At 64.8% G+C, this 20,007-nt stretch carries 14 protein-coding genes and 1 pseudogene; 10 read left to right on the top strand and 5 right to left on the bottom strand.

Annotated elements, in window-relative coordinates; genetic code table 11:
* Positions 1–302, bottom strand: a pseudogene (locus SO156_RS43700) (hypothetical protein); the annotation flags it as partial.
* A gap of 180 nt (positions 303–482) precedes the next feature.
* On the bottom strand, positions 483–755 hold the full coding sequence (locus SO156_RS43695; protein WP_458146915.1) for a hypothetical protein: 273 nt from the start codon (positions 753–755) through the stop codon (positions 483–485).
* A 281-nt stretch (positions 756–1,036) separates the two neighbouring features.
* On the opposite strand from SO156_RS43695, the gene SO156_RS43690 reads away from it, so the two are divergent.
* From SO156_RS43690 to SO156_RS43675, 4 genes are all read left to right on the top strand, one after another.
* On the top strand, positions 1,037–2,032 hold the full coding sequence (locus SO156_RS43690; RefSeq protein ID WP_498539155.1) for an NAD(P)H-dependent flavin oxidoreductase: 996 nt from the start codon (positions 1,037–1,039) through the stop codon (positions 2,030–2,032).
* A 25-nt stretch (positions 2,033–2,057) separates the two neighbouring features.
* A complete protein-coding gene (locus SO156_RS43685) occupies positions 2,058–3,026 on the top strand; it encodes a quinone oxidoreductase family protein (protein WP_498539154.1) in 969 nt (322 codons plus the stop codon).
* A 269-nt stretch (positions 3,027–3,295) separates the two neighbouring features.
* Positions 3,296–4,669 (top strand): cation-efflux pump, encoded by a 1,374-nt coding sequence (locus SO156_RS43680; protein WP_458146918.1) that lies wholly within the window; start codon positions 3,296–3,298, stop codon positions 4,667–4,669.
* Positions 4,670–4,893: 224 nt separating this feature from the next.
* The gene (locus tag SO156_RS43675) at positions 4,894–7,224 is read left to right on the top strand and encodes a PAS domain-containing sensor histidine kinase (protein ID WP_458146919.1); all 2,331 of its coding nucleotides are present in this window, start codon (positions 4,894–4,896) and stop codon (positions 7,222–7,224) included.
* A gap of 6 nt (positions 7,225–7,230) precedes the next feature.
* On the opposite strand, the gene SO156_RS43670 is transcribed toward SO156_RS43675, so the two are convergent.
* The gene (locus tag SO156_RS43670) at positions 7,231–8,124 is read right to left on the bottom strand and encodes a LysR family transcriptional regulator (RefSeq protein ID WP_458146920.1); all 894 of its coding nucleotides are present in this window, start codon (positions 8,122–8,124) and stop codon (positions 7,231–7,233) included.
* A gap of 224 nt (positions 8,125–8,348) precedes the next feature.
* Between SO156_RS43670 and SO156_RS43665 the strand changes: the two genes are divergently transcribed.
* From SO156_RS43665 to SO156_RS43645, 5 genes are read left to right on the top strand one after another with little or no spacing between them, the layout of a single operon-like run.
* Complete coding sequence (locus SO156_RS43665; protein WP_458146921.1) at positions 8,349–8,825, top strand: formate dehydrogenase subunit gamma; 477 nt, start codon at positions 8,349–8,351, stop codon at positions 8,823–8,825.
* The gene (locus SO156_RS43660) at positions 8,822–10,378 is read left to right on the top strand and encodes a formate dehydrogenase beta subunit (protein WP_498539153.1); all 1,557 of its coding nucleotides are present in this window, start codon (positions 8,822–8,824) and stop codon (positions 10,376–10,378) included. Before SO156_RS43665 ends, SO156_RS43660 begins: the two co-directional genes overlap by 4 nt.
* A 10-nt stretch (positions 10,379–10,388) precedes the next feature.
* Positions 10,389–13,262: a formate dehydrogenase subunit alpha gene (gene fdhF, locus SO156_RS43655; RefSeq protein ID WP_498539152.1), complete on the top strand. Its 2,874-nt coding sequence runs from the start codon at positions 10,389–10,391 to the stop codon at positions 13,260–13,262.
* Between the two features lie 4 nt (positions 13,263–13,266).
* The gene (fdhD, locus tag SO156_RS43650) at positions 13,267–14,091 is read left to right on the top strand and encodes a formate dehydrogenase accessory sulfurtransferase FdhD (RefSeq protein ID WP_458146924.1); all 825 of its coding nucleotides are present in this window, start codon (positions 13,267–13,269) and stop codon (positions 14,089–14,091) included.
* Positions 14,081–14,314: a formate dehydrogenase subunit delta gene (locus tag SO156_RS43645; RefSeq protein ID WP_458146925.1), complete on the top strand. Its 234-nt coding sequence runs from the start codon at positions 14,081–14,083 to the stop codon at positions 14,312–14,314. The genes fdhD and SO156_RS43645 overlap by 11 nt, the downstream gene beginning before the upstream one ends.
* Here SO156_RS43645 and SO156_RS43640 read toward each other — a convergent pair.
* Positions 14,289–17,249, bottom strand: a complete 2,961-nt coding sequence (locus tag SO156_RS43640; RefSeq protein WP_458146926.1) for a bifunctional [glutamine synthetase] adenylyltransferase/[glutamine synthetase]-adenylyl-L-tyrosine phosphorylase — start codon at positions 17,247–17,249, stop codon at positions 14,289–14,291. The two genes, SO156_RS43645 and SO156_RS43640, sit on opposite strands and share 26 nt — an antisense overlap.
* The gene (locus SO156_RS43635; RefSeq protein ID WP_498539151.1) at positions 17,246–18,700 is read right to left on the bottom strand and encodes a sensor histidine kinase; all 1,455 of its coding nucleotides are present in this window, start codon (positions 18,698–18,700) and stop codon (positions 17,246–17,248) included. The genes SO156_RS43640 and SO156_RS43635 overlap by 4 nt, the downstream gene beginning before the upstream one ends.
* A gap of 628 nt (positions 18,701–19,328) precedes the next feature.
* On the opposite strand from SO156_RS43635, the gene SO156_RS43630 reads away from it, so the two are divergent.
* Positions 19,329–19,679: a hypothetical protein gene (locus SO156_RS43630; RefSeq protein ID WP_458146928.1), complete on the top strand. Its 351-nt coding sequence runs from the start codon at positions 19,329–19,331 to the stop codon at positions 19,677–19,679.
* The last annotated feature ends 328 nt before the right edge of the window (positions 19,680–20,007 follow it).

The following is a 20,007-nucleotide window of genomic DNA, read 5'->3' as shown; positions in this document are numbered from 1 at the left end:
TGTGCTTCCAATCCGAACACGAACTGATTGGTTTGCCAGCGATACCCGATCTGTCCGCCGACAAGGCCTCCGGAGCGAGTAGCGCAACCACCTGCGACTGTTCCAAAAATGTCAGTGACGAAGTCCACGCAGCCGCGGCTCTGGCCCCATCCACCATTGGCGCCGATGTAGAAGCCGCTCCAGTTGTAGATCGCCACCACAGGCGCAGGTGGCGGTGCCTTGACGGCCATATCCGCCGCCGATGCGGGAGCGGCCAAGCCCAAGCTTGCGAAGCCGACAGCCGCCAACAATAGTTTCTTCATGTGATTATCTCCTTGTCCCCCAATGCAATCAGACGGCATCGATCCTTATGCACGTTCACGTGCATATCTGTTTCGATTCCAGCTGGAAGTTTAGTGACGAAGGTCTTCAGGCCCCGTAACCAAATGGCAACACTCAAGCACAATCGGAAATTGCACAGCGCTGCACGTCCGGCGAAACCCTCAATCGGCGTCGGAACGGCCCGAAGGATCGGCCGCGCCGTCGCATCCTTCAGCAAGCCACGTGTGAACGTCGCCAGACGCGATATGCCGCCTCGGGAGATGGGGATTTATCGTACCTGCGAAAACGATCAGCCCTTCGTCCAGCTTTGCGCGCGCGAAGACTTTGGCCTCGGCTTCGGTCGCAAACGTCCTGGTTTCACGCGGGCTTCGCCTTTTGGAAAGAAGGAGTCCCTGTTTGCGGGTTTCAAAGGTGACGTACCAGGTCAGCGTCATCTCGCTCGGACCGCCAAACGTTGTGTGGAGACAGTTCGGGCGTAGAGCCGCGCCTGGCTTTGATTTAGGTCAATCGATTGCGAGCGTGCATCGGCGGATCGGACAGCGAAGATGTGCCCGCACAGAATTATCCGCCGCGCGGAATCCTCCCGCCCCTCGCATGATTGCCCTGTCCTGGCCACACCCCCTGCGAATAGACTTTTGCCGGACCGGGCGGCATCCTGCTGCCGAAACCAATCGATAACAGGGCCGTCACGCGCCCGAGGAAACAGAGGGCGCCCATGCTGAAGACACGTTTCACCGAGCTGGTCGGCGTCGAGCACCCGATCGTCCAGGGCGGCATGCAGTGGGTCGGGCGCGCCGAACTCGTGGCCGCCGTGGCGAACGCCGGCGCGCTCGGCTTCATCACAGCACTGACCCAGCCGACGCCGGAGGACCTCACCAAGGAGATCGCGCGGTGCCGCGACCTCACCGACAAGCGCTTCGGTGTCAACCTCACCATCCTGCCCGCGATCAAGCCGCCGCCCTATGCCGAATATCGCTCCGCGATCATCGAAGCCGGCGTCAAGGTGGTCGAGACCGCCGGCAACAAGCCGCAGGAGCATGTCGACGAGTTCAGGAAGCACGGCGTCAAGGTCGTGCACAAATGCACCAGCGTCCGCCATGCCCTTTCCGCCGAGCGCATGGGCGTCGATGCCATCTCGATCGACGGTTTTGAGTGCGCAGGCCATCCGGGCGAGGACGATACGCCCGGTCTGATCCTGATTCCGGCGGCCGCCAACAAGGTCAAGATCCCCATGATCGCCTCGGGCGGCTTCGCCGACGCGCGGGGGCTCGTAGCCGCGCTGGCACTGGGAGCCGACGGCATCAACATGGGCACCCGCTTCATGGCGACCAAGGAGAGCCCGATTCACCAGCTCATCAAGGAGAAGATCGTCGCCAATGACGAGCGCGAGACGGAGCTGATCTTCCGCACCATGCGCAACACCTCGCGCGTCGCCAGGAACGCGATTTCCAGCAAAGTCGTCGCCATGGAGAAGGAAGGCGCGAAGTTCGAGGACATCCGCGAGCTCGTCGCCGGCGCTCGGGGCAAGATAGTCTATGCGTCAGGCAATTCGGACGAAGGCATCTGGTCGGCTGGCCAGGTGCAGGGCCTGATCCAGGATATCCCGAGCTGCGCCGAGCTCATCTCCCGCATCGTGCGCGAGGCGGAAGCCATCATTAGGAACCGGCTCGAAGGCATGATCGTTCACCCGAAAGCGCAGGCTGCGGAATAATCACTGCAAGCAGCAGGAGCAACGCATGAAGGCTTATGTCTATGGCCCTGAGGGAGCTGCGATTTCCGACGTCGCTCAACCAGCGCCTAAAGGCACGCAGGTGCTGGTTCGCGTGCGCGCCTGCGCGCTCAACCGGGCCGACACCGGCATGCGCAGGGGCCACGCTCATGGCGCGGCCGGCGGGGTCGGCACCGTACTCGGCATGGAATGGGCCGGTGAGGTCGCAGCCCTCGGGCCCGACGCGAAGGGCGTGAAGGTCGGCGACCGCATCATGGGCTCGGGCACTGCTGCGTTCGCGGAGTTCACTCTCGCCGATCACGGCCGCCTGTTCCGCGCCCCCTCGAACATGAACTTCGAGGAAGCCGCCACGCTGCCTGTCGCGATCGCGACCATGCACAACGCCGTCGTCACCGTCGGCGGGATTCAGCCGGGCCAATCTGTCCTGATTCAGGGCGCAAGCTCCGGCGTCGGCCTGATGGCGATGCAGATCGCCAAGCTCAAGGGCGCAAAGCTCGTGATCGGTTCGTCGACGGATGCCCATCGCCGCAGCCGACTCACCGACTACGGCGCCGATCTCGCAATCGACTCCTCCGACCCCGGCTGGGTCGACCAGGTGTTGAAGGCCACCGGCGGCGAAGGCGTCGACCTCATCGTCGACCAGGTCTCGGGCAAGGTCGCGAACCAGAATCTTGCCACCACCAAGGTGGAGGGCCGCATCGTCAATGTCGGCCGGCTCGGCGGCACTCATGCCGATTTCAATTTCGACCTGCACGCGGCGCGCCGCATCAACTATATCGGCGTCACCTTCCGCACTCGCACCATCGAGGAGATCCGCGAGATCTTCGAGGAGGTTCGCAAGGACATCTGGAGTGCGGTGGAAGCGCGCAAGCTGCAACTGCCGATCGACAAGGTGTTTACCTTCGACGACATCGATCAGGCCTTCGCACACATGGAAGCCAACAAGCATCTCGGCAAGATCGTCGTGACGCTGTGAGGGCGCCTTTCGGGCAGCGCGGAGTAAGGGCGATATATCGCCACTCTCACCGCTCGTCATGGCCGGGCTTGACCCGGCCATCTACGTGCCGCCGCGACTCACAAAGACGTGGATGCCCGGGTCAAGCCCGGGCATGACGACGGAGTGATTGGTTCGCCACCTCGTTCAATCTGGAACAACTCGCAACAGTCCCGCTCTTGCAACTCACTTGCGACTGCAGCTGTGGATCGTCGCTTGATGTTCGCGGACTGCCTGCTAAATCCCCGGCCATGACAGCACAGCACAGCAAGACATCGGTCGCCGCGATTTCGATCTTCGCCAGCGGCGGCATGGCGGTAGCCAAATTCGTGGTCGGGATCGCGATCGGCTCGCTGGCCCTGATCTCGGAAGCGCTGCATTCCTCGATCGACCTGGTCGCGACCATCATCACCTGGGCGGTGGTGCGGGTGTCCGACAAGCCTGCCGACGACGAGCATCATTACGGCCATGGCAAGCTCGAGAGCATCTCCGCGCTCGGCGTCACCGCCCTGCTCTACGTGCTGGCCGGCGGCATCCTGGTCGAGGCCTATAGCCGCATCCGCGAGGGCTCGCCGCCGCCGACCATCTCGGCCGTGCCCTTCGTCGTGCTGGTGATCGACATCGTCGTCAATCTCTGGCGCGCCCGTGCACTGCATCGCGCCGCGCGGGAGACGCGGAGCCAGGCACTCGCCGCCGACGCCCTGCATTTTGCCTCCGACGTGATGGGCTCGTTCGCCGTCATCGCGGGCCTCATCCTCGCCGCCCTCGGCTTCTGGTGGGGCGACGCCGCGGCGGCCGCCGCCGTCGCCGTGATGATCGCAGCTCTCGGCCTGCGCATGGCAGGATCGACGGTGCAGACCCTGGTCGATCGCGCCCCGGAGGGCGCCCTGGAAAAAGCGACCGCCGCGATCAAGAGCGTGCCCGGCGTGCTCGATGTCGAGCGCCTGCGCGTGCGCATGGTCGGCGCGACCTACTTCATCGATACCATCGCAAAAGTGCCGCGGACCTATCCGATCGACCGCGTCGAGGACATCAAGCGCAACGCGCAAGCTGCCGTCGGCAGGGCGTTCGGCGACGCCGACCTCACCTTCACCGCAGTCCCGGTCGCGCGCGACAACGAGACCGTGCGCGACCGCATCATGGTGATCGCCCGCAACTCCGGCCTCGCCATTCATCACGTCACCGTGCATGACCTCGGCGCCAAGCTGATCGTCGGCATCGATCTCGAGGTCGATGCCGAGATGCCACTGGTCGCAGCCCATGACGTCGCCAACACGCTGGAGCGCAGCATCCAGGAGGAATTCGGCGAGGATGTGGAGGTGGACGTCCATATCGAGCCGCTCGAGCCGGAGCTGCCGTTCGGCGTCGACGCTCCGGCGCAACGGGTGCAGGCCATTGCAGCCGCGCTCACCGGCTTCGCCGCAGGCGGCGAGATCAACGACATCCATAATGTGCGCGTGCGCAACACCGACGCCGGCGAGATCGTCAACTTCCACTGCCGCGCCACGCCGTCGATGAGCGTGATCAAGGTGCACGAGCATGTCGACGAGATCGAGCGCGCGCTGCGTCGCGCCTTCCCGAGCGTGAAGCGTGTGATCAGTCACGCCGAGCCGCCGCGCGCGTGACTGATCACACGAAGAGTTCACACGTTCCCGTTTCGGACTCGCCGCGCACATCAGATTGCGGACCCTCGCGGCGCAAACTCTCCATTGGATAAGAATTATTTCGCGTTAACGATTCGTTGACTCTCGACAGCCCGCGAAAACTGGATTCAAATCGCTGTGATTCGGAAGCGAGCGGGGGCTTCATTCCGAATTGTGGTGCAGCAATATCTCTGGGGGCCGAAGGCATGCCGCGCGCAGACGCCGCGAGCGCGTGCGTCCAATCCGATTCGATCAAGGGATTGGCGCAATCGATCGCGAAACCGGCCTACCACCGGCTCCTGATCGCCGAGCCGGCGCTCCGGCGCGCTGTGCCTACTCTCATCATCGCCTTCCTCATCACCATCTGCCTCGGCGCCTTCGTCCAGGTCGTTGACCAGACCCGGCAGAAGCGCCTGGTGGTCAAGCACGACATTCAGGCGCTCGCCGACCTGCTCGCCGAGCGCATCGATCGTCTCGCCTCGGTGCGCATGGACCGCCAGAAGAACATCGAGCGTCTGCCGACGCTGTTGCCCGAGCTCATTCCCTCCTGGGGCGCCGCCTCGGGCCGCCACGTCATCGTCACCTCCGTCGGCACGGACCGCCGCATCCTCGCACGCATTCCCGTGGACACCGATCCGGCCGGCAACGACCGCCTGCTCGATGCGATCACTACCGCGCAGCTGGTGGCGATGCCGCCGCAACAGAACGACGTCTCCGATCTCACGCTGCCCAGCGGCAACAGCGCGATGGCGATCTCCCGGCCGATCAGGTCGCTGCCCGGTCAGGTCACCGTGATCCAGGAGCGCAACGAGCCGATCTGGGGCTCGGATGCCGCGCTCTCGGTGACGCTGTCGGCAACCACCGGCTTCGTCGTCCTGATCCTCGGCTTCGCCTTCCACTGGCAGTCGACCCGCGCCCGCGAGGGCGACCTGATCAACGACGCCGTGCGCGGCCGGATCGACACCGCGCTCAACCGCGGGCGCTGCGGCCTTTGGGACTGGGATCTTTCGCGGGGCAAGATCTTCTGGTCGCAGTCGATGTTTTCGATGCTGGGCCTCGACGGCCGCAACGAGCTCCTCACCTTTGGCGAGGTCAATGCGCTGGTGAAGTCGGACGACATCGACCTGTTCGCGATCGCCGACCAGCTGATCTCGGGCCAGATCGACCACATCGACCAGAGTTTCCGCATGCAGCACGTCGACGGCCACTGGATCTGGCTCCGCGTGCGCTGCGAGCGCACGCGCGCCACGGGCGATTCCGCCATGCATCTGATCGGCATCGCGGTCGATATCACCGAGCAGAAGAGCCTTGCCGAAAGGACGGTGGAAGCCGATTTGCGCCTGCGCGATGCCATCGAGACGATCCCGGAAGCCTTCGTGCTGTGGGACAACAGCGACCGTCTGGTGCTCTGCAACTCGCACTTCCAACGCCTGCACAGGCTGCCGGACTCAGCCGTCATCCCCGGCACCTCCTACGAGACCGTGCTCGAGGTCGGCCGCATGCCGGAGGTGCGCACCCGCCACAACGAGACCGCCAATCAGGGACCGGGTGCCCGCACCTTCGAGGCGCAGCTCGACGACGGCAGCTGGCTGCACATCAGCGAGCGCCGCACCAAGGACGGCGGCTACGTCTCGGTCGGCACCGACATCACGCGCATCAAGGAACACGAGCAGAAGCTCGTCGACAACGATCTGCGCCTGCGCGCCACCGTCATCGACCTGAAGCGCTCGCAGGCGGCTCTGGAGCGCCAGACCAACGAGCTCGCCGATCTCGCCGAGAAATACCAGCGCGAAAAGACCCGCGCCGAGGAAGCCAACCAGACCAAGTCGAAATTCCTCGCCAATATGAGCCACGAGCTGCGCACGCCCTTGAACGCGATCATCGGCTTCTCGGAGGTCATGGGAAGCGGCATGTTCGGCGAGCTCGGCAACGAGAAGTATCAGGAATACTGCCAGGACATCCTCACCAGCGGTCACTATCTGCTGGAGGTCATCAACGACATCCTCGACATGTCCAAGATCGAGGCCGGCCGCATGAAGCTCGACATGGAGGAGCTCGACCTGTCCCGCACGCTCGCGGAATCGCTGCGGGTGGTCTCGGGCCGTGCCGAAGACAAGAACCTGACGTTGGACGCCGACATCGAAAACATCATTTCGGTCGTCGCCGACCGCCGCGCCACCAAGCAGATCATCGTCAACCTCCTGTCCAACGCCGTGAAGTTTACGCCGGACGGCGGCCGCATCGTGGTGCGCAGCCGGCAGCTCGAGGACAAGGTCGTGCTGATGATCGCCGACACCGGCATCGGCATCGCCCCGCATTCGCTGACGCGGCTCGGCCGCCCCTTCGAGCAGGTCGAGAGCCAGCTCACCAAGACCTATCACGGTTCGGGCCTGGGGCTTGCGATCGCCCGCTCGCTCGCGCAACTGCACGGCGGCTCGATGCGGCTGCGCTCGAAGATCGACGTCGGCACCGTCGTGCGCGTCACGCTGCCGCGCGATGCCAACAAGGCCTCGGCCAGGATCCCCGCGGCCGCCTGACCCCGATCAGGATTGCAGCGTCGGCGCCACCTCGCGCGCGACGTTGACGAGCGCGGCGATCAGCGGCGTCATCGGGTCGCGCTGCGGGATCACGAGGCCAATGCTGTAGTTGACCTCGGGATCGGTGATCGGGATCGAGCGGACGGTATCCTTGAGGCCGAGCGTCTCGGCGAGCTTCGCCGGCATCACGCTCGCCCACCGCCCGGTCTTCACATGGGTGAACAGCACCAGCAGCGAGTTCGACGTCAGCGTCGGCGTCGCCTCGGCATTCACCGAGCGCAACGCGCGGTCGATGATGCGGCGGTTCTGCATGTCCGGCGTCAGGAGGCAGAGCGGCACCTTGCCGACCTCCGCCCAGGTCACCGTCTCGCGGTCACCGAACATCGCATCCGGCGCGGTCAGGAGGCGATAGCTCTCGTTGTAGAGCGGGATGGTGCGCACCTTGCCGATCGGCTCGTTCTCGATATAGGTCAGCCCTGCATCGACCTCGAGATTTTCGAGAAGCCCCAGCACCTCGGACGACGTAGTCGACTGGATACGGAAACGCACCTCCGGATGTTTGGCGCGGAACGGGGTCGTCAGCGACGCCACCATGCCGAGCGCGGTCGGGATCGCTGCGATGCGGATCTCGCCGGAGAGCTTGTGCTTCAGCCCGTTGATCTCGTCGCGCATGGCGCGGGCGTCGCCGACGATGCGCCGGGCCCAGTCGAGCGCCCGCTCGCCTTCCGGCGTAAAGCCCTGGAAGCGCGAGCCGCGCTGGACCAGCATGACGCCGAGAATCTCCTCGAGCTGCTTCAACCCGGTCGACATTGTCGGCTGGGTGACGCCGCAGGCCTCCGCCGCGCGTCCGAAATGCCGCTCCTTGGCCAGCGCCAGCAGAAGTTCAAGCTTGTCGAGCAACCGCTTTTCCCCTGGGATTTTGTGGTGGCATGCAAGCTATCACGATGAGCCTTCTCCAACACCCGAAAACGGGACGTTGCCGGAACAATCATTGCTATTTCGTATCACCCGATTGCGTCACCCTATCGATGCGAATTCCCGATCGCAGCATGGGACGGCTTTATTGATTTTCGAATGATTCCAAATACTCATGGAGCAGGTCACCCTCTGATTGAGAATGAAGAATGACGGGGATTCACGAACCTTGGGACGAAACGCGCGGCGCTGAAATCATCGCCGAACACGCCGGACAGGAGGGCGCGACGCTGGTCATCCTCCATGCCCTGCAAGAGGCCTTCGGCTATGTCCCGGAGGCGGCGATTCCCATGGTCGCGCAGGCACTCAACCTGTCGCGCGCCGAGGTTCATGGCGTGTTTACCTTCTACCACGATTTCCGCCACAAGCCCGCCGGCCGCCACGTTCTGAAACTGTGCCGCGCGGAAGCTTGCCAGGCTGCCGGTGGCGATGCGCTGGCAGCCCGTGCCGAGGCGAAGCTCGGCGTCTCCCTGGGCAACACCACGGCCGATGACCGCGTGACGCTGGAGCCGATCTACTGCCTCGGCCTCTGTGCCACCGCGCCTTCGGCGATGCTCGATGGTCGCCTCGTCGGCCGGCTCGATGAGAAGCGCCTCGATGCGCTGGTGGCGGAGGCGCAGCGATGAAGATGCGGATATTCGTTCCCCGCGATGCGGCTGCCGTCGCTGTCGGCGCCGACGATGTGGCCACAGCGATCGAGCAGGCTGCGGAGAAGCGCGGCCTTCCAGTCGAAATCGTCAGGACCGGCTCACGCGGACTGTGTTGGCTGGAGCCAATGGTCGAGGTTGCAACTCTCAAGGGTCGTGTCGCGTACGGACCGGTCGGCCCGGAGGATGTCTCCTCCGTGTTCGACTCCATGGCAAGCAACGGACAGCATCCCCTGCGCCTTGGCATCGCTGACGAGATTCCCTGGCTGAAGCGCCAGACCCGCCTCACCTTCGCCCGTTGCGGCGTGATCGATCCGCGTTCGCCCGAGGATTACCGCACCCATCGGGGCTACAAGGGCCTCGAGCGCGCGCTGTCGCTCGGCTCGGATGCGATCCTGGCCGAGGTCACCGCATCCGGCCTTCGCGGCCGCGGCGGCGCTGGCTTCCCGACCGGCATCAAGTGGAAGACGGTCGCCCAGGCGAAGGCCGATCGCAAGTTCATCGTCTGCAACGCCGACGAGGGCGATAGCGGGACGTTTGCCGACCGCATGATCATGGAGGGCGATCCCTTCCTGGTCATCGAAGGCATGACCATCGCGGCGATCACGGTCGGCGCGACCAAAGGCTACATCTACGTCCGCAGCGAATATCCGCACGCGGTCGAGGCGATGAACGCGGCGATCGCGGCGGCAAAGCATGGCGGCTATCTCGGAACGAATATCGGCGGGTCCACGCAGAGCTTCGATCTCGAGGTGCGCGTCGGCGCCGGCGCCTATGTCTGCGGCGAGGAGACCTCGCTGCTGGAGAGCCTCGAAGGCCGTCGCGGCATCGTGCGCGCAAAGCCGCCGCTGCCGGCGCATCACGGCCTGTTCGGCAAGCCGACCGTCATCAACAACGTGCTGTCGTTCGCAGCCGTCCCGTTCATCCTTGCCGAAGGCGCCAAGGCCTATGCGGATTTCGGCATGGGCCGCTCGCGCGGCACGATGCCGATCCAGCTCGCCGGCAACATCCGTCATGGCGGGCTGTTCGAGACCGCGTTCGGCGTGACGCTCGGCGAGCTCGTCGACGACATCGGCGGCGGCACGTTCACCGGCCGCGCGGTCCGCGCCGTGCAGGTCGGCGGGCCGCTCGGCGCCTATTTCCCCCGCGCGCTGTTCGACACGCCGTTCGACTACGAGGCCTTTGCCGCGCGCGACGGCCTGATCGGCCATGGTGGCATCGTCGTGTTCGACGACAGCGTCGACATGCGCAAGCAGGCACGATTTGCGATGGAGTTCTGCGCCATCGAATCCTGCGGCAAGTGCACGCCGTGCCGGATCGGCTCGACCCGCGGCGTCGAGACGATCGAGAAGATCATGCGCGGCGAGCGCGTGAGCGAAAACCTCGCGCTCGTCGAGGACCTCTGCAACACCATGAAATTTGGCTCGCTCTGCGCACTCGGCGGCTTCACGCCCTACCCCGTGCTGAGTGCCCTGAAGCATTTCCGGGAAGATTTTGGCCCGGCACCGGCCACCCTTCAGGCCGCGGAATAGGAGAACAACGATGTCTCTGATCGAGGAAATCGACTTCGGCACGCCGCGCTCGAAATCGGAAACTATGGTCACGCTGACCATCGACGGCAAGGAGATCTCGGTGCCCGAGGGCACCTCGATCATGCGCGCGGCGATGGAAGCGGGTCACCAGATCCCGAAGCTCTGCGCGACCGACATGGTGGATGCGTTCGGCTCCTGCCGCCTCTGCCTCGTCGAGATCGAAGGCCGCGCCGGCACGCCGGCCTCCTGCACCACGCCCGCGATGAACGGCCTCGTCGTTCACACCCAGACCGAGCGGCTGAAAAAGCTGCGCAAGGGCGTGATGGAGCTCTACATCTCCGACCATCCGCTCGACTGCCTCACCTGCGGCGCCAACGGCGATTGCGAGTTGCAGGATATGGCCGGCGCCGTCGGCCTGCGCGACGTGCGCTACGGTTATGAAGGCGAGAACCACGTCTTCGCCAAGTCCCATGGCGAGATCAATGCCGCCTGGATGCCCAAGGACGAGTCCAACCCCTACTTCACCTACGATCCGTCGAAGTGCATCGTCTGCTCACGCTGCGTCCGCGCCTGCGAGGAGGTGCAAGGCACCTTCGCACTGACGATCTCGGGCCGCGGCTTCGACAGCCGTGTCTCGCCGGGCATGAGCGAGAGCTTCCTCGGCTCCGAATGTGTCTCCTGCGGCGCCTGCGTGCAGGCCTGCCCGACCGCGACCCTGACGGAAAAGTCGGTGATCGAGATCGGCCAGCCCGAGCATTCGGTCGTCACCACCTGCGCCTATTGCGGCGTCGGCTGCGCCTTCAAGGCCGAGATGCGCGGCGAGGAAGTCGTGCGCATGGTGCCGTGGAAGGACGGTAAGGCCAATCGCGGCCATTCCTGCGTCAAGGGCCGTTTCGCCTGGGGCTACACCAATCACAAGGAACGCATTCTCAAGCCGATGATCCGCGAGCGGATCGAGGATTCCTGGCGCGAAGTGTCGTGGGATGAAGCATTCTCCTTCGCCGCAGCAAAGATGCGCGGCATCCAGAAGAAATACGGCCGCGACGCCATCGGCGGCATCACCTCGTCCCGCTGCACCAATGAAGAGACCTATCTGGTGCAGAAACTGATCCGAGCCGGCTTCGGCAACAACAATGTCGACACCTGCGCCCGCGTCTGCCATTCGCCGACCGGCTATGGCCTCGCCACTACCTTCGGCACCTCCGCCGGCACGCAGGACTTCGACTCGGTCGAAGATACCGATGTCGTCGTCGTCATCGGCGCCAATCCGGCCTCCGCCCACCCCGTCTTCGCTTCCCGCCTGAAGAAGCGGCTGCGACAGGGCGCAAAACTGATCGTGATCGATCCGCGCCGCACCGAGATGGTGGAATCGCCGCACGTGAAGGCGCTGCATCTGCCGCTGATGCCCGGCACCAACGTCGCCGTGATGACCGCGCTGGCGCATGTCATCGTCACCGAAGGCCTCGTCAATGAGGCCTTCGTGCGCGAACGCTGCGACTGGAGCGAGTTCGAGGAATGGGCCGCGTTCGTCGCGCAGCCCAACAACAGCCCGGAGGCGACCGCCATCCTGACGGGCGTCGATCCCAAGGTGCTGCGCGAAGCAGCGCGGACCTACGCCACCGGCGGCAATGCTGCGATCTATTACGGCCTCGGCGTCACCGAGCACAGCCAGGGCTCGACCACCGTGATCGCGATCGCAAACCTCGCAATGGCGACCGGCAATATCGGCCGCCCCGGCGTCGGCGTGAACCCGCTGCGCGGCCAGAACAACGTGCAGGGCTCATGCGACATGGGCTCATTTCCGCACGAACTGCCGGGCTATCGTCACATCTCGGGCGATGCCGTGCGCGACCAGTTCGAGGCGATGTGGAACGTCAAGCTCAATCCCGAGCCGGGCCTGCGCATTCCCAACATGTTCGATGCTGCGGTCGAAGGCACGTTCATGGGGATCTACGTTCAGGGCGAGGACATCCTGCAGTCCGATCCCAACACCTCGCATGTGGTCGCGGCGCTCTCGGCGATGGAATGCGTGATCGTCCACGATCTCTTCCTCAACGAGACCGCCAACTACGCCCACGTCTTCCTGCCCGGATCCAGCTTCCTCGAGAAGGACGGCACCTTCACTAACGCCGAGCGCCGCATCCAGCGCGTGCGCAAGGTGATGACGCCGAAGAACGGCCTTGCGGATTGGGAGGTCACCATCGGGCTTGCGAAGGCGATGGGCTTCGAGATGAATTACAAACACCCCTCCGAGATCATGGACGAGATCGCGGCGCTGACGCCGACCTTCGCCGGCGTCTCCTACGCCAGGCTCGACGAACTCGGCTCGGTGCAGTGGCCTTGCAACGAGAAGGCGCCCGAGGGCACGCCGGTAATGCATATCGACGGCTTCGTCCGCGGCAAGGGCAAGTTCGTCGTCACCGAGTATGTCGCGACCGACGAGCGCACCGGCCCGCGCTATCCGCTGCTGCTGACCACCGGCCGCATCCTCAGCCAGTACAATGTCGGCGCGCAGACCCGCCGCACCGACAACGTGGTTTGGCACGCGGAAGACCGGCTCGAAATCCACCCGCACGACGCCGAGCAGCGCGGCGTGCGCGACGGCGACTGGGTGCGGCTGAAGAGCCGCGCCGGTGAAACCACGCTGCGTGCGGAGATCACCGACCGCGTCGCACCGGGCGTGGTCTACACCACCTTCCACCACCCGGACACGCAGGCCAACGTCATCACGACCGACTATTCGGACTGGGCGACCAACTGTCCGGAGTACAAGGTCACCGCCGTGCAGGTGTCGCCGTCCAACGGACCGTCCGACTGGCAGAAGGCCTATGACGCGCAGGCGCGGCACTCTCGTCGCATCACGCCCGCCGAAGCCGCGGAGTAAGCGCATGCATGTGGCGGTCCAGGCGATCGATCGTGAGAGCTGGCGTGACGGGGCGGCCTCTGACGGGACACGGCACGTCCCGGAGGAGACGCCAATCGCGCTGACCTATAATGGCGGCACCTATGCCGTCATGATGGGAACGCCGCAAAATCTCGAAGACTTCGCCGTCGGCTTCAGCCTGAGCGAGGGCATCGTGACATCCGCCGACGACATCCAGTCGCTCGAAGTGGTTCGCCTCGATGACGGCATCGAGCTCCGGATGTGGCTAGCCTCGGAAGATGCCGGACGCATGAGCGAGCGGCGGCGCCACATCGCTGGACCGACCGGCTGCGGCATCTGCGGCATCGAGTCCATCGCGGAGGCCGTGCGCCCCGCCGCGATCGTGCCGCAGGGGCAGGCCTTTGCGCCGGAGCAGATCATGACGGCCATGCAGGGCGTTGCTCCGCTGCAAGCGATCAACATGCAGACCCGCGCCGTGCATGCCGCCGCGTTCTGGTCCCCTGCCCGCGGCCTCATCGCGCTGCGCGAGGATGTCGGCCGCCATAACGCGCTCGACAAGCTTGCCGGCGCGCTGGCACGCAGCCGCACGGATGCGAGCGGCGGCATGGTGCTGCTGACGAGCCGCGTCTCGGTGGAGATGGTGCAGAAGACGGCCGCGATCGGCGCGCCGGTGATGGTCGCGGTCTCCGCACCCACCGCGCTTGCCGTGCGCACCGCGGAAGCCGCCGGCATCACGCTGATTGCCATCGCCCGGCAAGACGGGTTTGAAGTGTTCACGCATGGCGGCCGCGTGGCCTGCCGTGCCACGGAGGTTGCCGATGTCGCCTGACCGCTTGATCTACATGGCCAACCAGATCGGCACGTTCTTCCGCAGCCAGGGCCACGACAAGGCTGTGCCGGGCATCGCCGAGCACATCAAGAAGTTCTGGGACCCCCGGATGAAGCGCGCGATCTTCGCGCATCTCGATGCCGGCGGCGCAGGGCTGGAGCCTCATGTCCGCGAGGCCATCGCGTCGCTGAAAGAGGCTACTGCCCTTCCAACAGCGCCCTGAACACGCGCCGCACCTCGCTCTGGGTCTCCTTCACGCGGGCTTCGAGCGATGAAAAATCCGGTGCGTCGCCTGCGCGCGCCATCACGCGCTGAAGGTCGACACCGGCGGTCTCCGGCTTGAAGCGGTCGCTGACGCAGAGGCGCAGGATCTGGGTCAGATCGTGGTAGAGCCGCGCTGCTGCACGTAAAGTCTCGGTCTCCGACTGCGCCAACACGCCGAGCCTGGCGGCGTTCTCCAGCACCTGCAAGGTCGAGACGTCGAGAATCCCCGGCTTGTCATGCGCATGGGCGAGCTGGAGATATTGCGCGATGAAGTCGATATCGACCATGCCGCCGGCGGCATATTTGAGATCCCAATAGTCGGTCTCGCCCTTCTCCTGCGCGATCGCACGGCGCATGTCGGCGACATCGTTGGCGATCGTGACGGGATCGCGGCGCCGCGTCAGCACCTCGCGGATGACCGTCTCGATCCGCGCACGAAATTCCGGCGAAGCCGACACGACGCGTGCGCGCGTCAGCGCCATGTGTTCCCAGGTCCATGCCTCGTGCGCCTGATAATCGGCGAAGGAGGCGATGCTGGAAGCCACCGGGCCGGCTCGTCCCGAGGGCCGCAGCCGCATGTCGATTTCGTAGAGCACGCCGTAATTGGTCCGCGTCGTAAAGGCGCTGATCAGACGCTGGGTGAAGCGCGCGAAATAGTGTGCGCCCTGAAGTGATTTCTGACCGTCGGAGTCCGGATTCTCGCCGTCGAAATCATAGAGCAGGATCAGGTCGAGGTCGGACGAGGCCGTCATCTCGCGACTGCCGAGCCGCCCCATGGCGATGATCGCGGTCTCCTGCCCCTTGATCCGGCCATGCTGGGCAGCGAAGCGATCGGCGACCAGTCCGTGCACGGTGTGGACGATGCCCTCCGCAACGTCTGCGAATGCGGTGCTCGCGTGCTGGGCGGAGACCGTGCCCGAGAGAATGCGCGTGCCGATCAGGAACAGGCTCTCCTGGCCGAACAGGCGCAGGCGGTCGAGGAACTCTTCGTACGAACCCGCATCGCGCACCGTGGCCGCAAGCCGAGCCGATAATTCCCGCTGGTCCGGCATAGCGCCGAAAAAGCGCGGATCAATCAAGCCGTCCATCAATTGCGGCTGCCGCGCCAGCATCTCTCCAAGCCGGGGAGCGGCGCCCAGCACCAGCGCCACGAGGGCAACGAGATCGCGGTTCTGGCTGAGCAGCGTGATCAGCCGCCCGCCGCGCTGTAAGGCTTGCAGGAACTGATCGAACGCCGCGACCGCGCGATCCGGCTCCTCGGCATGGGCAAGGCCGTCAATCAGGGCCGGCACGAATTCGACGAAGGCGCCGCGGGTGGCGTCAACGCGGAATACGCGGTAATCGCCGGTGATCCAGTCGCGCACCGTTTGTGCGACGGCAGCGGGCTTCTTGAAGCCGAGCGCCAACAATTGCTGCAACAGGCGCGGGTCGTCGGGGCCGGCACCATAGTCGATCGCCGGCAGCTTTGCCGTGCCGGTCGGATCGCCCTCGAAGAGCTTTTCGTAATGTCCCTGGACGATCTCGAGCTGGCTCAGGAGGTCGCCCGCAAAGGCCTCGCGGCTCTCGTAGCCGAAGAACCACGCCAGACGCTCCACGGCCTCCTTGTCCTCAGGCAAGGCGTGAGTCTGCTCATCGGCGATCATCTGGAGGCGATGCTCGACCCGGCGCAGGAAGTGGTAGGCGGCGGTCAGCTCATCGCGGGCCTGATTGGTGATCCAGTTGCTGCTGGCGAGCACGTCGAGCGCAACCAGTGTCGGCCGCACCCGCAATTCCGGATGACGGCCACCGGCGATCAATTGCTGGGTCTGCGCGAAGAACTCGATCTCGCGAATGCCGCCACGCCCGACCTTCACGTTATGCCCTTCGACGGCGACCTCACTCTGACCGCGATAGGTCTGCATCTGCCGCTTCATGTCATGAACGTCGGCGAGCGCGGCGAAATCGAGATGCTTGCGCCAAACGAAGGGCGCGATCTCGGCGAGCAGCGCCTCGCCGGCTTTCAGGTCGCCGGCGCAAGCGCGGGCCTTGATCATGGCGGCACGCTCCCAGGTGCGCCCTTCCCGCTCGTAGTAATGCAGCGCCGCGTCGCGCGAGATCGCAACTTGCGTCGAGGACGGATCGGGCCGCAGCCGCAGATCGACGCGGAACACGTAGCCGTCATAGGTGCGCTGTTGCAGCAGCCGCGAAAGCCCCTGCGTCACCCGAACGAAGAAAGGCTGCGGCTCGATATCGGGCGCAAGCGTCGTCGCGTCGGGATCGAAGAACACGATCAGGTCGATGTCACTGGAGTAGTTCAGCTCGCCCGCACCCATCTTGCCCATCGCCAGCACGATCAGGCCGCAGCTCTCTTCCGGAGCTTCGGGATTGGCCGGCAACAGCTTGCCGCGTGCGACGTCCTGCCGCAGCAGGAACCGGAGCGCGGTCTGGACCGAGGACACCGCGACGTCGGTCAACGCCGCCGTGACCCGCATCACGGGCCAAACTCCGCCGATATCGCAGAGCGCGATCAACAGCGCCGCCTCCGATTTCATGCGGCGAAGCAGCCGCATCAGCTCGGCTTCCTCGGTGGCCGCGGCGCGCCTGGCGTCGTCGATCAGCGACGCCAGATGTGCATCGGGATCGCAGCCAAGAAGCCGGATCAATCGCGCCGGATCGTTGCGGATCAGGTCGAACAGATAGGGCGAGAATTCAGCGATGCCGGCCAGGATCGGACAAACGAAGGGACGATCCAGCAGCGCCGCGATCGCAGCCGCATGTTGCGGCTCGAGCTCGGCGAGCCAGTCTCGAAGTCGCTGTTCGGCGGTGACGGAAGCGGCAACATGGGGGCCTTCCGCGAAGCGCGCGGCCAGACTTCCACCATGCTTGTCCGCGTTTCCCGGCGCGGAGAGATTCATGCCACCTTCTGTGGCACATCCGGTATTGGAGGAGCAACCCTGTCGCCGGCGCGGGCGGGCAGGACCAGCGTGGCAATGAGACCCGGATGGGCATCGTCCAACCTCAGCTCACCGCCATGCAGCGTTGCAACCGCGGCGGCGAGGCTGAGGCCGAGGCCCGAGCCCGGCAGCGTCCGGCTCGCCTCGAGCCGCACGAAACGCTCCACGGCGTGCTTGCGATCGCCTTCCGGAATTCCGGGGCCACGATCGGTGACGCTGAGCAGCACGCGATCACCCTCGCGCCGTGCCTCGATGAGGATCTGGCGGCTGTCCATGCTGACGACGGTTCCCGCGGACTGCGCGACCGGCTTGCCATATTTGATCGCGTTCTCGACCAGATTGGCGAGCGCCTGGCTGATCAGCTCGCGGTTGCCGTGGACCGGCGTCGGCTCGGCCTTGACCTTCAACGTCATGCCGTCGTCCTCGGCGAGAGGCTCGTAGAGCTCGTGGATGCCGCCGGCGACATCGGAGGCGTCGAAATCGTCCATGTTGCCGCGCGCCTGACCGGACTCGGCGCGGGCGATCATCAACAGCGCATTGAAGGTGCGGATCAGCCCGTCCGATTCCTCGATGGTCCGTTCCAGTGCCGCGCGGTAGTCAGCCTCGCAGCCCGATTTCGCCAACGCCTCCTCGGCGCGGTTGCGCAGGCGCGTCAGCGGCGTCTTCAAGTCATGGGCGATGTTGTCGGAGACCTCCTTCAACCCCACCATCAGCGCTTCAATGCGCTCCAGCATGGCGTTGAGGTTTTCCGCGAGCCGATCGAGCTCGTCGCCGCTGCGCCCCACGGGCAGGCGCTCGCTGAGATCGCCGGTCATGATGCGATGCGCCGTGCCGCTCATCGCGTCGATACGCGTGAGCACGCGGCGCGCGACGAAGATACCGCCGCCAAGGCCCAGCACGACGACGATCAGGATCGACCATTGCGCAGCCTTGGCGACGATGCCGAACAAGCGCCGCCGCTCGGCGAGGTCGCGGCCGATCAGAAGGCGGAAGCCGTTTTCCAGTTCAGTGACGCGCACCAGCGCGCGATGGTCGCGATCATCGGTATCCTCGATCCGCCGGTACGCAGTCTCCGACCAGCCGCGCGTCGCCATCACGCCCGGCGCCAGCGAGCCGACATTGCCGGCGATCGCCTGCCCCGTCGGCGTTGTTACGAGGTAGAGGTTGGCGCCCGGACGCAGCGCCCGGTATTCGATCGCGAGCACGAGACCGTGCAGGCCGCGACGGCCGTAGATCTCAGAGATCTCCGAGGTCTCCGCGTTCACCGTCTGCGTGATCTCCTCGGTGATCAGCCGCCGCGTGTTCCAGGCGAAATAGCCGAGCAGCGAGGCCGCGAACAGCGCGAACAAGAACAGATAAACCAGCGTCAGCCGGAACGCCGTGGTTCGTATCAGCTTACCGAATGCCGTCACGGATCATGTACCTATTTTGACCGCTTTGCCTGCTATCAGTGAGCATCGTCACACATCCGATTCTCTAGATAATCCAGTTCATTAGCCGCATCAGTCGCCGTCTGTCACCGTCCAAGCGAGCCGGACGCGGGCCGGATCAGGCAAGTGGTGAATGGGCGCCGCTCAGCCTGCATGAGTATCCGTGACGGTCCTTATGCTTACAGTCGGCCGGTCTGGACCGGTCACCGTCGGGAACCAAATTGACCCGGACGGTAATTGGTAAGCTATAGGACGAAGGTAAAGTGGGGCTCAATTCGAACCAAGTTAAATCCAGGCAACCCGGCGCCCATGCCGATGGCGACGGGTCTCTACCTGGTCGTGCGCGCGAGCGGTGATCGGGTATGGGCCTTCCGTTTCACCAACCTCGAAGGCAAGCGGGTCAAATGGAGTTCGCCAGAGTCGGTGACCGCGGGCCGACGCGTTTCGAATTGCGAGTTCGGTAAGCGACATTGGCGAACTGACGTTCAAAATTGTACCGCATACCCGAGTGAGGTAACCCAGATTTGCAAGCTAGCCCGTGGCATAGGCCCGCTTGGGCGGTGTTTGTTGATCGTCACAGCCTTCCCACTTCCGGGGCGGAGTGCTCGGTATGCCTCGCTCGCCATCCATCGTGCCGAAAGATCTAGACGACGACACCTACATCGTGCTGGACGCCTCCGGGACTTGGGTAGGGCGCACCTGGTACTACGGCGAGGATAACCACGAAAGACTGATCTGCGACTTATTGGAGGGCCGCTATACCCCTCCCCTGCGCATCGTCTGTTTTAACACCACCGAGGGCTGGTCGCGCGTCGTAACCACAGACATCGCCGCTGAGCTGCAGCGGCGCTCGGCCGAAGGGGAAAATATCCCGGCCTTTCTGCAATATTTGCTGCAAATGGCCATCCCAGCAGAGAAGAAACACCTTGGAGCTGTGCGCCGGCCAAAACGACCCCGCTAAGGGGTGAGGCAGCGCGCAACGGTTCGCCCCAGGCGGCGCGGTCGAACGCGGCTGGCTCGAAGCTGCGCGAGAGCGTCGCAACCGGCCCTATCAGGCCGGACGGAGCAAGTTCTGGGTCAAAGTGAAAAACCGTGGTCACCCGACGATGGAGCGAGTGCTTGACGCATTCGCATGATCACCTTAAGGCGGGAGCCCAATCTCGCCGGAGAAGATCAAGTGGCCAAGACAGCAAAGAGCAAGCGCAAAGAGTACACCAAGGACGACGTCAAGCTGCTCAAGGCACATTCCAAGGCCCGCACTCCCGTGGCCAAACTCTCGAAGCTGATGA

This window comes from Bradyrhizobium sp. UFLA05-125, from assembly GCF_059803515.1.
The sequence above is the reverse complement of the archived record's forward strand: the minus strand, read 5'-3'. Positions and strand labels throughout refer to the sequence as shown.